At 39.9% G+C, this 14,341-nt stretch carries 17 protein-coding genes; all 17 read left to right on the top strand.

The features are described 5' to 3' along the window. The first annotated feature begins 1 nt into the window (after window position 1). The 17 genes from fabG (at window position 2) to rnhB (ending at window position 14,319) form a co-directional block, all read left to right on the top strand. Window positions 2-742, top strand: a complete 741-nt coding sequence (gene fabG, locus LIS78_RS21390; RefSeq protein ID WP_013058906.1) for a 3-oxoacyl-[acyl-carrier-protein] reductase — start codon at window positions 2-4, stop codon at window positions 740-742. A 138-nt stretch (window positions 743-880) separates the two neighbouring features. Continuing rightward, on the top strand, window positions 881-1,114 hold the full coding sequence (gene acpP / locus LIS78_RS21385) for an acyl carrier protein (protein WP_013058905.1): 234 nt from the start codon (window positions 881-883) through the stop codon (window positions 1,112-1,114). Between the two features lie 181 nt (window positions 1,115-1,295). Continuing rightward, complete coding sequence (rnc, locus tag LIS78_RS21380; RefSeq protein ID WP_013058904.1) at window positions 1,296-2,042, top strand: ribonuclease III; 747 nt, start codon at window positions 1,296-1,298, stop codon at window positions 2,040-2,042. A gap of 77 nt (window positions 2,043-2,119) precedes the next feature. Beyond that, on the top strand, window positions 2,120-5,680 hold the full coding sequence (gene smc, locus LIS78_RS21375) for a chromosome segregation protein SMC (RefSeq protein ID WP_252284325.1): 3,561 nt from the start codon (window positions 2,120-2,122) through the stop codon (window positions 5,678-5,680). Between the two features lie 25 nt (window positions 5,681-5,705). Then, window positions 5,706-6,704 carry a signal recognition particle-docking protein FtsY gene (ftsY, locus tag LIS78_RS21370; RefSeq protein ID WP_195781994.1) on the top strand — a complete coding sequence of 333 codons (999 nt, stop codon included), beginning with the start codon at window positions 5,706-5,708 and terminating at the stop codon, window positions 6,702-6,704. Between the two features lie 136 nt (window positions 6,705-6,840). Further along, window positions 6,841-6,975, top strand: coding sequence for a hypothetical protein (locus LIS78_RS31510; protein WP_268241086.1), 135 nt, complete (start codon window positions 6,841-6,843; stop codon window positions 6,973-6,975). A gap of 204 nt (window positions 6,976-7,179) precedes the next feature. Further along, window positions 7,180-7,512 (top strand): putative DNA-binding protein, encoded by a 333-nt coding sequence (locus tag LIS78_RS21365; RefSeq protein WP_013058901.1) that lies wholly within the window; start codon window positions 7,180-7,182, stop codon window positions 7,510-7,512. A 12-nt stretch (window positions 7,513-7,524) separates the two neighbouring features. Continuing rightward, the gene (gene ffh / locus LIS78_RS21360; protein ID WP_013058900.1) at window positions 7,525-8,868 is read left to right on the top strand and encodes a signal recognition particle protein; all 1,344 of its coding nucleotides are present in this window, start codon (window positions 7,525-7,527) and stop codon (window positions 8,866-8,868) included. 136 nt (window positions 8,869-9,004) lie between these two features. Beyond that, the gene (gene rpsP / locus LIS78_RS21355; protein ID WP_013058899.1) at window positions 9,005-9,277 is read left to right on the top strand and encodes a 30S ribosomal protein S16; all 273 of its coding nucleotides are present in this window, start codon (window positions 9,005-9,007) and stop codon (window positions 9,275-9,277) included. Window positions 9,278-9,288: 11 nt separating this feature from the next. Beyond that, the gene (locus LIS78_RS21350) at window positions 9,289-9,519 is read left to right on the top strand and encodes a KH domain-containing protein (protein ID WP_013058898.1); all 231 of its coding nucleotides are present in this window, start codon (window positions 9,289-9,291) and stop codon (window positions 9,517-9,519) included. A 151-nt stretch (window positions 9,520-9,670) separates the two neighbouring features. Next, window positions 9,671-10,054, top strand: coding sequence for a YlqD family protein (locus LIS78_RS21345; protein WP_014458417.1), 384 nt, complete (start codon window positions 9,671-9,673; stop codon window positions 10,052-10,054). A 12-nt stretch (window positions 10,055-10,066) separates the two neighbouring features. Beyond that, on the top strand, window positions 10,067-10,579 hold the full coding sequence (gene rimM, locus LIS78_RS21340) for a ribosome maturation factor RimM (RefSeq protein ID WP_252284324.1): 513 nt from the start codon (window positions 10,067-10,069) through the stop codon (window positions 10,577-10,579). Continuing rightward, complete coding sequence (gene trmD / locus LIS78_RS21335; RefSeq protein WP_195781996.1) at window positions 10,579-11,319, top strand: tRNA (guanosine(37)-N1)-methyltransferase TrmD; 741 nt, start codon at window positions 10,579-10,581, stop codon at window positions 11,317-11,319. Before rimM ends, trmD begins: the two co-directional genes overlap by 1 nt. Window positions 11,320-11,480: 161 nt before the next feature. After that, entirely contained in the window at window positions 11,481-11,825 is a 345-nt protein-coding gene (rplS, locus tag LIS78_RS21330) for a 50S ribosomal protein L19 (RefSeq protein ID WP_013084808.1), read from the top strand. 179 nt (window positions 11,826-12,004) lie between these two features. Beyond that, window positions 12,005-12,556: a signal peptidase I gene (gene lepB / locus LIS78_RS21325; protein ID WP_252284323.1), complete on the top strand. Its 552-nt coding sequence runs from the start codon at window positions 12,005-12,007 to the stop codon at window positions 12,554-12,556. Between the two features lie 21 nt (window positions 12,557-12,577). After that, on the top strand, window positions 12,578-13,444 hold the full coding sequence (ylqF, locus tag LIS78_RS21320; protein WP_195781998.1) for a ribosome biogenesis GTPase YlqF: 867 nt from the start codon (window positions 12,578-12,580) through the stop codon (window positions 13,442-13,444). A gap of 107 nt (window positions 13,445-13,551) precedes the next feature. Continuing rightward, the gene (rnhB, locus tag LIS78_RS21315) at window positions 13,552-14,319 is read left to right on the top strand and encodes a ribonuclease HII (protein ID WP_252284322.1); all 768 of its coding nucleotides are present in this window, start codon (window positions 13,552-13,554) and stop codon (window positions 14,317-14,319) included. Window positions 14,320-14,341: the final 22 nt, after the last annotated feature.

Here is a 14,341-nt window from a genome sequence, read left to right as displayed (position 1 = left end):
AATGTTACAAGGGAAAGTTGCGGTTGTAACAGGCGCTTCTCGCGGAATTGGTCGTGCCGTTGCAATTGAGCTTGGAAAGCTTGGTGCTAAAGTAGTTGTAAACTATTCTGGCAGCGAAGCGAAAGCTCTTGAAGTTGTGGATGAAATTAAAGGATTAGGAACGGATGCAATTGCTGTACAAGCAAATGTGGCAGAAAGTGATTCTGTACAAGCAATGATAAAAGAAGCGATTTCTACATTTGGTTCAGTAGATATTTTAGTGAACAACGCGGGCATCACACGTGATAATCTTCTTATGCGTATGAAAGAAGACGAATGGGATGATGTTATTAATACAAACTTAAAAGGCGTATTTTTGTGTACAAAAGCGGTTACTCGTCAAATGATGAAGCAGCGCGCAGGACGCATCATTAATATTTCATCAATTGTCGGCGTCAGCGGTAATGCTGGACAAGCAAATTATGTAGCAGCAAAATCAGGCGTGATTGGTTTAACAAAAACAACTGCCAAAGAATTAGCAAGCCGCAATATTACAGTGAATGCAGTTGCTCCTGGTTTCATTGCAACAGACATGACGGATAAATTGAATGAAGAAGTGCAGGCGGAAATGTTAAAGCAAATTCCTCTTGCAAGCTTCGGCCAGCCTGAGGATGTTGCGAACGCAGTTGCGTTTTTAGCATCAGATGCAAGCCGTTATATTACGGGTCAAACGATTCACGTTGACGGCGGAATGGTGATGTAAAAAATGCACTTTACGAAAAGTGTAATTTGGTGATAAAGTACAAAGGGACGTTTACTAGGCGACCGATAAACTTTATTATTCAACCATAGTATTTTAGATGGAAATCATCTATAATGACTTGAGGGGAGGTGAAGAACAATGGCAGAGGTACTAGAACGCGTAACAACAATCATTGTTGATCGTCTTGGTGTAGACAAAAGTGAAGTGAAACTAGAATCTAGTTTCAAAGAAGACTTAGGTGCTGACTCTCTAGACGTAGTTGAATTTGTAATGGAGCTTGAAGAGGAATTCGATATCGAAATTTCTGACGAAGAAGCTGAAAAAATTTCAACTGTAGGAGATGCAGTTAATTACATACAGAGCCAAATTTAATCTGTAGTATATGTATGAAAAGCCCCGTTAAACAGCGGGGCTTTCTCTTCTTTTTAAGAATTTCAAAAAAAGACCTCTTTTTTTTGAAAAGGTAGTGTATCTTTTAGGATACCTCGTTTTATAATGAGAGATGTTAGGAAAAAACTACGAAACAATTGAAGCAGGTAAGCGGAGGTATTTTATGCCTAAACAATATTCAAATCGAGATCGAAAGATGAACGTGAAATTCAAGCAAAATTTTGCAGAGTTTCAAAAGGAAATTGGTATTCAGTTTACAAATGAAGCGCTTCTTTTTCAAGCATTTACACATTCATCCTATGTGAATGAGCATCGCAGAAGACCGTATGAAGACAACGAGCGTCTTGAGTTTTTAGGAGATGCCGTATTAGAGCTAACCGTATCACAATTTTTATTTAAAAAGTATCCAACGATGAGTGAAGGTGAGTTAACGAAGCTTCGTGCAGCAGTTGTGTGCGAACCGTCGCTTGTTACTTTTGCAAATGAAATGGATTTTGGTAAACTAGTGTTACTTGGAAAAGGTGAAGAGATGACAGGCGGCCGATCTAGACCGGCTTTACTGGCCGATGTGTTTGAAGCATTTATCGGAGCTCTTTATTTAGACCAAGGGCTTGATACGGTAGTAACGATTCTAAAAAAAGTTGTCTTTCCAAAAATTAATGAAGGTGCTTTTTCTCATGTGATGGATTTCAAAAGCCAGCTTCAAGAAGTGATTCAACGTGATGGAGTTGGACAATTAGAATACAAAGTTTTGCAAGAAAAAGGTCCAGCGCATAATCGCGAATTCTTATCTCGCGTATCGTTAAATGGTGAAGAGCTCGGCGTTGGTGTAGGCCGTTCGAAAAAAGAAGCAGAGCAAAAAGCAGCTCAAGTAGCTATTACGAAAATTAGAGCAAGTCAAACGAAATAAAATGATCCCCCTCTTAACGTATTCGTTATAAAGGGGGATTTGCTATGAAAAGATTACATGTGTGAGGGGGGATTTCTATGTTCCTCAAACGATTAGATATTGCAGGGTTCAAATCGTTTGCAGAAAAAGTATCGATAGATTTTGTGCCAGGTGTAACGGCGGTAGTAGGACCGAATGGAAGCGGAAAAAGCAACATTACGGATGCCATACGCTGGGTGCTTGGAGAACAGTCAGCCAAATCGCTTCGTGGAGGGAAAATGGAGGACATTATTTTTGCAGGAAGCGAATCGCGCCGTGCGGTAAATGTGGCTGACGTAACGCTTACGTTGGAAAATGATGACCAGTTTCTCCCGCTTGACTACCATGAAGTTAGTATTACAAGGCGCGTGTACCGCTCAGGAGACAGTGAATTTTTTATTAACAACCAGCCGTGCCGCTTGAAAGATATTGTCGATTTATTTATGGATTCAGGACTTGGAAGAGAAGCTTTTTCGATTATCAGTCAAGGAAAAGTAGAAGAAGTACTAAGCAGTAAATCTGACGAGCGCCGTAAAATTTTTGAAGAAGCAGCAGGTGTATTAAAATACAAAACGCGTAAACGAAAAGCGGAGCTTCGACTTCTCGAAACGCAAGAAAATTTAAACCGAGTGGTAGATATTCTTCATGAAATTGAAGGTCAGTTAGAGCCTTTACAGATTCAATCGTCTATTGCAAAAGATTATTTGCAGAAAAAAGAAGAATTAGAGCACATGGATGTGGCTGTTACGGTATTTGAAGTTGAAGATCTTCATCAGAAATGGGAAAAATTAAAAGCTGAAATGGCTCAGCACGAGCAGCTTGAAGAATCTCTCGCGACGAATATTCGCACGCGCGAAGGAGAAATCCAGACCCTTCGTTTGCACATTCAGCAAATAGATGAACAACTAGATTCTCTACATAAAAAACTACTATATGTAAGTGAAGAAGTAGAAAAGCTAGAAGGCAAAAAAGAAGTACTAAAAGAGCGTAAGAAAAATGCCTTTCAAAATAAAGAGCAGCTGGAACGTTTAGTAAAAGAGTATACTCATAAGCATCAAGAGCTAAGTAAAGCAAAAGACAGCGAAGGAAAAGATCTTGAGCAATCTCAAAAAGAAGTACAAGAGATACGTCTGAAGCTTACTGAGCAGGAACAGCTGTTCAGACAGTACAGCGAGAATCTAGAAGAAAAACTTGAACAGATGAAAAGCGAGTATTTTGAATTAGCGAACGCTCAAACATCCGCTCGAAATGAAATTTCATTTTTAGAGCAGCAAAAAATGCAAACGTTTGAAAAAGAGCAGCGTTTAACAAAATCCAACGAGCAATACGTAGAACAGCGCCGTGAATTAACGCAGCGAAAAGAAGCGGCGATCAAAAGGCTTGCTCAGTTTCGTCAAGAGCTTCAGCAAGCTGTGCAAGTGTATAAGCAGCAAGGAGAGAAGCTTGAGTCATTAAGGCAAGCCTATCGCAAACAAGAGTCTACGCTTTATCAAGCTTATCAGTACGTGCAACAGACAAAATCACGAAAAGAAATGCTTGAAGAGATGCAAGAAGACTATGAAGGTTATTTTCACGGTGTAAAAGAAGTATTAAAAGCGCGTGATGAGAAGCTTGCAGGTATCAAAGGCGCCATTGCTGAGCTAATCAATGTCCCAAAAGAGTATGAAACAGCGCTTGAAATTGCGCTTGGAGGAGCAGCTCAGCATATTGTCGTTCAAGACGAACAAAGTGCACGTCAGGCAATTGGCTTTTTAAAACAAAATGGTTACGGGAGAGCTACATTTTTACCACTGACGTCTGTAAAAGACCGTTATGTTCCGGCTCAAACTATTTCTATGCTAGAGAGTCACGAAGCGTATGTAGGAATCGCTTCATCTCTTGTTAAATACGAAGCTACCTACGACCGAGTTATTAAAAATTTGCTTGGAACCGTTATTGTTGTCAATGATTTAAAAGGTGCGAATGAACTTGCCCGTCTTGTGCAGCACCGCTATCGTTTTGTGACCATTAAAGGAGATGTCGTCAACCCTGGTGGTTCGATGACAGGCGGTTCAATGAAGCAAAAGTCCAACTCTTTGTTAGGCCGTCAGCGTGAAGTGGAAGCCATTACGGCAAAAATAGAAGAGATGGAACAAAAGACGCTTGTGCTCGAGCAAGATGTAAAAGATAAAAAGTCACAGATTGAAGAGCTTCAACAGGAAATTAATAAACAGCAGGCATTTGTGGAACGCTTGAAAGACAAAGAGCAGGAATCTGACCGAGAAGTAAAGCAAATTGACATCGAAGAAAAAGCAGTGAATGACCGCTTAACCATGTACGATCATGATATTGCTAGCTTTAGACAAGATCAAACAAGCTTGTCCGCTCGAATTGATGAGCTGCATACGAGTTTGCAAGGAAATCAGCAGCAAGCAAATGTATTAGAGAAAAATATTGAAGAGTTAGCTGCACGCAAGCATACACAGCAAACGTCTAAAGAAACGGTTCAACATGAGCTTACAGAAGTAAAAGTCCTTCTTGCGAAAAAAGAACAGTTCCTTGCAAATCAGCAAGAAAAATATGAAAGAGTGTGTTTTGAGCTTGATCAAACCATTCAGCGTTTGTCTGAAACTACAGATGATCTTTCTCTTTTAACCAGTGAAATCACGAGCAACGACTCGGGTGAACTTCAGCTCGAAGAAGCGGCGCATGAGCGAATAAAAGAAAAGACAGAAACGTTAAAATTAATGGATGACTGCAGATCAGAGCGGTTGAAAGCCCAGAATAAACTTGAAGACGAAGAGAGGATTGTAAAAGAGCTGCAGCGTCAGTACAAACAAATTGCGGATGCTTTAAAAGATGAAGAAGTCAAAATCAATCGAATTGACGTAGAGCTAGACAGCCGTCTGCAGCAGCTGACAGAAGAGTACGAAATTAGCTTTGAAGCAGCAAAAGAAAAGTATCCTTTAACATTAGATATTCAAGAAGCGAGGAAAAAAATCAAGCTCATTAAGTTGGCAATTGATGAATTAGGAACCGTAAACTTAGGTTCTATTGAACAATATGAACGCGTTTCAGAGCGCTATGAATTTTTAAATACGCAGCGAGCGGACCTGGACGAAGCGAAAAATACCCTGTATCAAGTGATTGAAGAAATGGACGGGGAAATGAAGAAACGCTTTTCTGATACGTTTTCTCGTATCCGCAATGAATTTGGTACAGTGTTCTCTTCACTATTCGGCGGAGGAAAAGCGGATTTGAAATTAACAGATCCGAAAGATTTATTAAATACAGGGGTGGAAATTGTTGCCCAGCCTCCTGGGAAAAAACTGCAGAATCTAGGGTTGCTGTCAGGCGGCGAGCGTTCGTTAACAGCTATTGCCCTCCTGTTTTCTATCTTGAAAGTACGTCCAGTTCCGTTTTGTGTGCTAGATGAAGTGGAAGCGGCGCTTGATGAAGCAAACGTTCATCGCTTTGCTACGTATTTACGCAAATTTAGTAATCAAACACAGTTCATTGTTATTACTCACCGAAAAGGTACAATGGAAGAAGCTGATGTACTGTACGGTGTGACGATGCAAGAATCTGGCGTATCGAAATTAGTCTCTGTTCGTTTAGAAGAATCAAAGCAATATGTTTAACTCATAGAATGAAAGGGTGGTACGAATGAGCTTTTTTAAGAAACTAAAAGAAAAAATTACAATGCAAACGGATTCTGTTACACAAAAATTTAAAGATGGATTATCAAAAACGCGCAATTCTTTTTCAGAACGGGTGAATGATCTAGTGTCTCGCTATCGTCAAGTAGACGAAGAATTTTTTGAGGAATTAGAAGAAATTTTAATTAGTGCTGATGTCGGTGTGGCTACCGTGTTGGATTTAATTGATGACTTAAAATCGGAAGTGAAACGCCGTAATATTAAGGACCCTCAAGATGTGCAGGCTGTCATCTCTGAGAAATTAATTGACATTTATGAGTCTGGTGAAGAGCAGATTGGTGAACTGAATATGCAGCAAAATGATTTAACGGTGATTTTGTTTGTAGGGGTAAACGGCGTTGGAAAAACAACAACAATTGGGAAAATTGCGCATAAATTCAAACAAGAAGGCAAAAAAGTCGTAATGGCAGCAGGTGATACGTTCCGTGCCGGTGCGATTGAGCAGCTAGAAGTATGGGGAGAACGCGTTGGTGTTGATGTTATTAAGCAATCTGCAGGTTCTGACCCTGCCGCTGTCATGTATGACGCTGTTCAGTCAGCCAAGGCTCGAAAAGCAGATGTTTTACTATGTGATACAGCAGGGCGTCTTCAAAACAAAGTGAATTTAATGAAAGAATTAGAGAAAGTAAAGCGTGTTATTGAGCGAGAAATTCCTAGTGCTCCTCATGAAGTACTTCTTGTACTTGATGCGACGACGGGTCAAAACGCTTTAAGTCAGGCTAAAACATTCTCAGAAGCAACGAACGTGACGGGAATTGTGTTAACAAAACTAGATGGTACGGCTAAAGGCGGAATTGTTCTTGCTATTCGAAACGAACTGAAGCTTCCCGTTAAATTCGTTGGACTTGGAGAAAAAGTAGACGACCTTCAGCCGTTTGACACGGAGCAATATATCTATGGATTATTTGCCAATGCTGTAGAAGAAGAAACAGAAAAAGAGGCGTAATCTCAAAAGAGGCGTAATCTCAAAAGAGGCTGGGATAAAAGTATCTTAGTTGAAGGAAGATCCGAACGATTAATCGTTCGGATTTTTTCATTAGTAGGGTGGACGCAGGTTTCATATATGTAGGTACTTCTAGCGGTTGATTGGAGGGCAGGGCGAAGACTCATGCGGGAAAAGCGCAATAGATGAGACCCCGAGGGAGCATAAGCGACGAGGAGGCTCATCGGCCGCCCGCGGAGAGCGAAGTCTTGCACGGAAATCCACAGCGGTGTAACAAGTGATTCATACGGGCTCCTTTATCCCATTTGTTCGTCTTTAAATTGAAGTAAGTTAGTTATGCCTCCATCTCTTTTAAGTGGGAAAATGTCAGGTGTTAAGGAAAAAACTTGACATTCAAACCTAGCCTAGTTAAACTAATAACATGTAAAGGCTTTTCACTTAACAAGGGGGCGGTCAGATGGTTGAAAAGAGCGTGCATATGCTCGAAAAAACAACAAGAATGAATTACTTATTTGACTTCTATCAGGCGCTGTTGACGCCCAAACAAAGAAGTTATATGTCACTTTATTACTTGGATGATTATTCCCTCGGTGAAATAGCGGAAGAATTTGATGTGAGTCGTCAAGCAGTTTATGATAATATAAAACGTACAGAGCAAATGCTTGAACAATATGAGGAAAAGCTATTGTTATTTCAACGGTTTCAAGAGCGTCAATCAATTGTTCAACAACTGAAAGACGAACTTGCAGCCGACTTAAACAAGAACAGTAAGCTTTCTTCTCTTCTTGATTCGCTCGAGAAATTAGATTAGGGGGCGGCGTATATGGCATTTGAAGGATTAGCCGACCGTTTGCAAAGCACACTGCAAAAGTTAAAAGGAAAAGGAAAAGTTAACGAAGCTGATGTTAAAGAAATGATGCGTGAAGTTAGACTTGCCCTTTTAGAAGCCGATGTAAACTTTAAAGTAGTAAAAGACTTTGTTAAGCGCGTAAGCGAACGTGCTGTAGGTCAAGACGTTCTTAAGAGCTTAACGCCTGGACAACAAGTTATTAAGGTTGTACAAGAAGAATTAACTGCACTTATGGGCGGAGAGCAAAGCAAGATTGCAGTAGCTCCAAAAGCTCCAACTGTAATTATGATGGTTGGACTTCAAGGTGCAGGTAAAACAACAACAACCGGTAAACTTGCCAATTTATTACGTAAAAAATATAACCGTAATCCATTGCTTGTAGCAGCAGATATTTATCGTCCGGCAGCTATTAAACAGCTTGAAACACTAGGGAAACAGCTTAGCATGTCTGTTTTTTCATTAGGTGATCAAGTAAGTCCTGTGGAGATTGCGAAACAAGCTATTGCTCATGCGAAAGAAGAGCATCACGATTATGTATTAATTGATACAGCGGGACGTTTGCATGTTGATGAAAATCTAATGGAAGAGTTAGAACAGATCAAAGAGCTTTCTAACCCAGACGAAATTTTCCTTGTTGTCGATGCGATGACGGGTCAAGATGCAGTAAACGTTGCGGATAGCTTTAATAAGCAATTAGGATTAACTGGAGTTGTATTAACGAAACTAGACGGCGATACGCGCGGTGGTGCAGCGCTTTCTATTCGTGCAGTAACCGATACACCAATTAAGTTTGTCGGTCTTGGAGAAAAGATGGATGCTATTGAAGCATTCCATCCAGAGCGTATGGCTTCCCGTATCTTAGGTATGGGTGATGTGCTGACGCTTATCGAAAAGGCTCAGGCAAATGTAGATGCTGAAAAAGCAAAAGAGCTTGAAGCTAAGCTGCGCACGCAGTCATTTACATTTGATGACTTTTTAGATCAACTTGCTCAGGTGCGTCAAATGGGACCGCTTGATGAGCTAATTGGTATGCTTCCGGGCGCCAATAAAGTAAAGGGGCTCAAAAACCTGCAGGTTGATGAAAAGCAAATTAATCATGTAGAAGCAATTATTCGTTCTATGACGAAAGCGGAAAAAACAAACCCTGAAATCATTAATGCAAGTCGAAGAAAGCGTATTGCAAAAGGAAGCGGACGTTCTGTACAAGAAGTCAACCGTTTGCTTAAACAATTTGAAGACATGAAAAAAATGATGAAACAAATGACAAATATGTCAAAAGGCAAGAAAAAGGGTATGAAACTTCCATTCTTTTCATGATAAAACGCTTGATTTGGACTGAAAAACCAAAGAAAATAAAATATTTTTCTAGTGTTAAGAAAAAAACCTTTACAAACATTTTACCTATTTGATATTATATTATCTTGTTGAAACATATTCGGAGGTGCTTTATAAAATGGCAGTAAAAATTCGTTTAAAACGTATGGGAGCTAAAAAATCTCCTTTCTATCGTATCGTAGCAGCAGACTCTCGTTCACCACGTGATGGACGTTACATCGAAGTAGTTGGAACTTACAATCCTGTAGTTCAACCAGCTGAAGTTAAAATCGATGAAGAGCTAGCTCTTAAATGGTTACAAAATGGTGCTAAACCATCTGATACAGTTCGTAACCTTTTCTCTAACGAAGGCATCATGGAAAAATTCCATAATGCTAAATTAGGAAAATAATTTCACTCGAGATGACATCACTAATCGAAACAATTGTAAAGCCGCTTGTTGATTATCCAGCTGATGTTAAAGTGGAGGAACAAGAAGATGAACGTCAAGTGACGTACATCCTTACTGTTCACCAAGAAGATGTCGGCAAAGTAATCGGCAAACAAGGCCGCGTTGCAAAAGCGATTCGAACTGTTGTGAATGCAGCAGCATCACAGCAAGGTAAAAAAGTGTATGTGAAAATTCAAGAGTAATCAAAAAGGGAGAGGGATAACCTCGCCCTTTTTTTATGTTATGATAAGATGAACGTTTTGATCACAGTAAGTCTTTTGCGAGCAAGAAGCAGCTATGTCAATATGCATGCAAAAAGCACAAGGTCACTATCTTGAGGGCGGAGGGAACGTTTTGAACATTATTCAAAAAGTGGTTGTGAAACAAGTGTTAACTGAAGCAAGCAAACAAGATCTTGAAAATCGTTTTGTAAACCGCAAGCAGGCACTTGAAAAAGAAATGGAACAGCTGAAATTTCAGTTAAAGCACATGGAAAAAGCCAATAAAGGTTCTTCTTTATTACATAGTCAATTTGAAAAAGAAAAATCCGCTCGCCTTGAAAAAATTGAAGTGTTGAACTTTCAGCTGACGCAATTAGAAAAGCTTCCTTTAGGGAGCGAACTCGTTGAAACGGAACTGGATGCCTTAGTAGAGGTAAAAATCGGCGATGATTGGGAAAAGATAAAAGAAAGTAAAACAATTATTATAAAAGATAGCAAAGTTGTTGAGATTAGATAGAGGTGAAGAAGCATGAAATGGTTTAAGGTTGGAAAAATTGTGAATACCCATGGTGTAAAAGGAGAAGTTCGTATTGTATCAACTACGGATTTTGCTGATGAGCGCTATGAAAAAGGAAATAAACTTTATATCTTCAAAGAAAAGCAAAGCGAGCCGGTGGAAGTAACGGTAGCAAGCCACCGCAGGCATAAAAATTTTGATCTGCTTACATTCGAAGGCTATCAAAACGTAAATGATGTTGAGCAGTATAAAAACTGCGAAGTGAAAATCCCTGAGGAGCAGCTAACGGATTTAGAAGACGGTGAATTCTATTTCCATGAAATTATTGGCTGTACAGTAAAAACAGAAGACGGAGTAGAGGTAGGAACGGTCAAAGAAATTTTAACGCCGGGAGCTAATGATGTGTGGGTTGTTAGAAAAGGCGGAAAAGAAGTTCTTATTCCTTATATCGACGACGTAGTACAATCTATTGATATAGATGAAAAAGAGATTGTTATTACAGTAATGGAAGGGTTATTGGACTAATGAAAATTGATGTACTGTCGTTATTTCCTTCTATGTTTGACGGTGTTTTTGGCGAATCAATTTTGAAAAAAGCGCAGGAAAAAAATGCGGTTGAAATGAATGTAGTTAATTTTCGAGAATATTCTACGAACAAACATCAAAATGTGGACGATTATCCTTACGGCGGAGGTGCTGGAATGGTATTAACGCCGCAGCCTATTTTTGACGCCGTAGAAAAGCTCACTGAAACAGCAAAAAAGCCCCGGGTGATTTTGCTTTGTCCGCAAGGAGAACGCTATACGCAGGCAAAAGCAGAAGAACTAGCAGCAGAAGAGCATCTAATTTTCATTTGCGGCCATTATGAAGGGTATGATGAACGAATTCGTGAGCAGCTGGTAACCGATGAAATTTCAATTGGTGACTATGTATTAACCGGAGGAGAGCTTGGTGCAATGGTTGTAATCGATAGCGTTGTTCGCCTGCTTCCTGATGTGCTTGGCAATAATCACTCAGCTGTACAAGACTCACACAGCACCGGTTTATTAGAGCACCCGCACTATACGCGTCCTGCTGATTTTAGAGGCTTAACAGTTCCTGAAGTACTTATGTCAGGAAATCATAAAAAAATTGAACAGTGGCGCCAAAAAGAGTCTTTAAAGCGCACGTTGCTTCGAAGACCGGATATGCTTGAAAAAATGGAGCTAACGGAAGAGCAAAAGAAACTAGTAGCTCAATTAAAAGAAGAAAATCACCTTTCATAAATCCATAAAATTTATGCATAAACTCTGTTGCATACGGTATAAGAGTGTGCTAAGATAGATTTTGTGGCTTGGGCAGATGTCTGGTCACCTATAACGATGTTCCGCTGCAATGATTGAAAAGCATTGGTATGAGCGTCTGTTGGAAGGAGTTGAAACACGCGATGCAAAAATTAATCGAAGAGATTACAAAAGAACAATTAAAAACAGATCTTCCTACGTTCCGTCCTGGTGATACTGTACGTGTACACGTAAATATCGTTGAGGGTACTCGTGAACGTGTTCAGGTATTTGAAGGTGTTGTTATTAAGCGTCGTGGCGGTGGTATCAGCGAAACATTTACAGTACGTAAGATTTCTTACGGTGTAGGTGTAGAGCGTACATTCCCACTTCATACGCCAAAAATTGCAAAAATCGAAGTAATGCGCCGCGGTAAAGTACGCCGTGCGAAACTTTATTACCTACGTGAATTACGTGGTAAAGCTGCGCGTATTAAAGAAATTCGATAATAGTAAAGGGGAGCTTGTTCATACAAGCTCCTTTTTTCAAATGTTTTTTTAGAACGATTCGTTCTCTGACAGTAAAAAATAGACGCACAAGTCATCATTTTTTATTCTATTTATTTATTAGGCGTTTCAAACATTATCGTTTAAAATAAAGGTACGACATAAGAGTTGGAGGACTGAAGATGGCTCGAAAGAAAAATGAACTGTGGGAATGGATAAAAGCAATCGCCATTGCCGTACTGTTAGCTGTTGTAATTCGCTATTTTTTATTTGCACCGATTGTAGTAGATGGACTTTCTATGATGCCTACGCTGCATGACCAAAATCGAATGATTGTAAATAAGTTCTCCTATAAGATTGGTGATCCTGATCGCTTTGATATTATTGTTTTTCATGCTACAGCGGAAAAAGATTACATAAAACGTATTATCGGACTGCCGGGTGATCATATTGAGTATCGAAATGATACGCTGTATGTAAATGGAAAAGCTTATGAAGAGCCCTATTTAGATCAGTATAAAAAAGAAGTGATTGACGGTAATTTAACCGAAGATTTTAAACTAGAAGATGTAACGGGTAAAAAGACCGTGCCAGAAGGTTATTTGTTCGTGATGGGGGACAATCGACGCTACAGTAAAGACAGCCGTCAGATTGGCTTTGTGAGCATGGACAAGGTGCTTGGTAAAACGAGCGCCGTATACTGGCCAATTAAAGAAGCGCGTTTTGCAAAGTAAAAAATAAAAGGTGAGTAAAATATGACAATTCAATGGTTCCCTGGTCATATGGCCAAGGCCAGAAGACAAGTAACTGAAAAGCTAAAATTGATTGATATTGTATACGAACTAGTTGATGCACGCATTCCGCAATCATCGCGAAATCCGATGATTGACGAGATTATTGTGAATAAACCGAGAATCGTATTGCTGAATAAAGTGGACAAAGCGGATCCGCGCGTTACTCAGCAGTGGTTAGATTATTATAAAGAACAAGGTATTTATGCCTTAGCTATTGATGCACAAGCAGGTAAAGGAATGAAACAAATTGTTTCGTCTTCGAAAGAACTTCTTCAAGAGAAGTTTGACCGTATGCGCGCAAAAGGAGTCAAAAAACCCCGCGCCATCCGAGCGATGATTGTAGGGATTCCTAACGTCGGTAAATCGACGTTGATTAATCGCCTTGCCAGCAAAAAAATTGCGAAGACCGGAGACCGTCCAGGGGTGACGCAGGCACAGCAGTGGATTAAGGTAGGAAATGAGCTGGAGCTTCTTGATACACCTGGTATTTTGTGGCCTAAGTTTGAAGATGAAACAGTTGGATATAAGCTTGCGACAACGGGTGCTATCAAAGATACTATTTTAAATATGCAAGATGTTGCTGTTTATGCTCTGCGCTTCTTATCTAGCCATTATCCGGAACAGTTAAAGCAGCGTTATGATTTAAATGAAATCCCTGAAGATATTGTGGAACTGTTTGATGCAATTGGATCGCGCCGCGGCTGTTTAATGGGTGGCGGCATGGTGGATTATGATAAAACAGCTGAGCTTGTTCTTCGAGAAATTCGAACGGATAAAATTGGCACCTTTACATTTGATGATCCAAATGAAGCTGAACAGCAGCTGTAAGCAACACATTGCGAACTGAAACAAAAAACGCCTCTGCCTTTTCAGCATGAGGCGTTTTTTATGTGAAGATGCAGTATGAAAAAGTTGATATAAAGAAGGTGGAACTAATGAAAAAGAGTGTTAAGGAAATAAAAGAGGAACTAAAGCAAGTGAGAAGCCCGGAAGATGCTTTATTTAAGGCATATGCGCAAGATGAGCGTAAAGGTGTGCAGCAGGTTATTATTCAAAAACAAAGGCAATTTGAAGCTGCTGAGCGCTTGAAGAAACAGTTTGATAAAATGATGACATATGAAAATGAATTATACAGTCAAGGAGCAACTTATATTGCCGGAGTAGACGAAGTAGGAAGAGGACCGTTAGCAGGCCCGGTAGTAGCGGCTGCTGTTATTTTACCTCCTGATTTTTTTCTCCCTGGTCTAACGGATTCAAAGAAGTTATCAGAAGCAAAGCGAGAAGCGTTTTATGAAGAAATTTGTGAAAATGCTGTCGCTATCGGTATAGGGATTATAGACGCAGAGGTCATTGATTCTATTAACATTTATGAAGCAACAAAAAAGGCAATGACTGAAGCAATTGAGCTGCTAGCTGTTCAGCCTGATGAACTGCTTATTGATGCGATGAAGCTGCCGGTGCCTATTTCGCAGCAGTCAATCATCAAAGGCGATGCTACAAGCATTTCGATTGCTGCAAGCTCTGTTATTGCAAAAGTGACGCGAGATCGAATGATGAAAGAACTTGGTGAACGCTATCCTGCATACGGATTCGAAAAACATATGGGATATGGAACAAAACAACATTTAGAAGCAATCGAACAATATGGAGTTTTGCCAGAACATCGCCGATCTTTTGCACCGATAAAAAACCAAGTAAAATAGAACATGATACCCGAGCATATCT

Source organism: Priestia megaterium (genome assembly GCF_023824195.1).
Taxonomy (GTDB): domain Bacteria; phylum Bacillota; class Bacilli; order Bacillales; family Bacillaceae_H; genus Priestia; species Priestia megaterium_D.
The sequence above is the reverse complement of the archived record's forward strand: the minus strand, read 5'-3'. Positions and strand labels throughout refer to the sequence as shown.

Coding starts and splice junctions, on each gene's coding strand:
- fabG (WP_013058906.1), top strand. CDS start 2: ATGTTACAAGGGAAAGTTGCGGTTGTAACAGGCGCTTCTCGCGGAATT.
- acpP (WP_013058905.1), top strand. CDS start 881: ATGGCAGAGGTACTAGAACGCGTAACAACAATCATTGTTGATCGTCTT.
- rnc (WP_013058904.1), top strand. CDS start 1,296: ATGCCTAAACAATATTCAAATCGAGATCGAAAGATGAACGTGAAATTC.
- smc (WP_252284325.1), top strand. CDS start 2,120: ATGTTCCTCAAACGATTAGATATTGCAGGGTTCAAATCGTTTGCAGAA.
- ftsY (WP_195781994.1), top strand. CDS start 5,706: ATGAGCTTTTTTAAGAAACTAAAAGAAAAAATTACAATGCAAACGGAT.
- LIS78_RS21365 (WP_013058901.1), top strand. CDS start 7,180: ATGCTCGAAAAAACAACAAGAATGAATTACTTATTTGACTTCTATCAG.
- ffh (WP_013058900.1), top strand. CDS start 7,525: ATGGCATTTGAAGGATTAGCCGACCGTTTGCAAAGCACACTGCAAAAG.
- rpsP (WP_013058899.1), top strand. CDS start 9,005: ATGGCAGTAAAAATTCGTTTAAAACGTATGGGAGCTAAAAAATCTCCT.
- LIS78_RS21350 (WP_013058898.1), top strand. CDS start 9,289: ATGACATCACTAATCGAAACAATTGTAAAGCCGCTTGTTGATTATCCA.
- rimM (WP_252284324.1), top strand. CDS start 10,067: ATGAAATGGTTTAAGGTTGGAAAAATTGTGAATACCCATGGTGTAAAA.
- trmD (WP_195781996.1), top strand. CDS start 10,579: ATGAAAATTGATGTACTGTCGTTATTTCCTTCTATGTTTGACGGTGTT.
- rplS (WP_013084808.1), top strand. CDS start 11,481: ATGCAAAAATTAATCGAAGAGATTACAAAAGAACAATTAAAAACAGAT.
- lepB (WP_252284323.1), top strand. CDS start 12,005: ATGGCTCGAAAGAAAAATGAACTGTGGGAATGGATAAAAGCAATCGCC.
- ylqF (WP_195781998.1), top strand. CDS start 12,578: ATGACAATTCAATGGTTCCCTGGTCATATGGCCAAGGCCAGAAGACAA.
- rnhB (WP_252284322.1), top strand. CDS start 13,552: ATGAAAAAGAGTGTTAAGGAAATAAAAGAGGAACTAAAGCAAGTGAGA.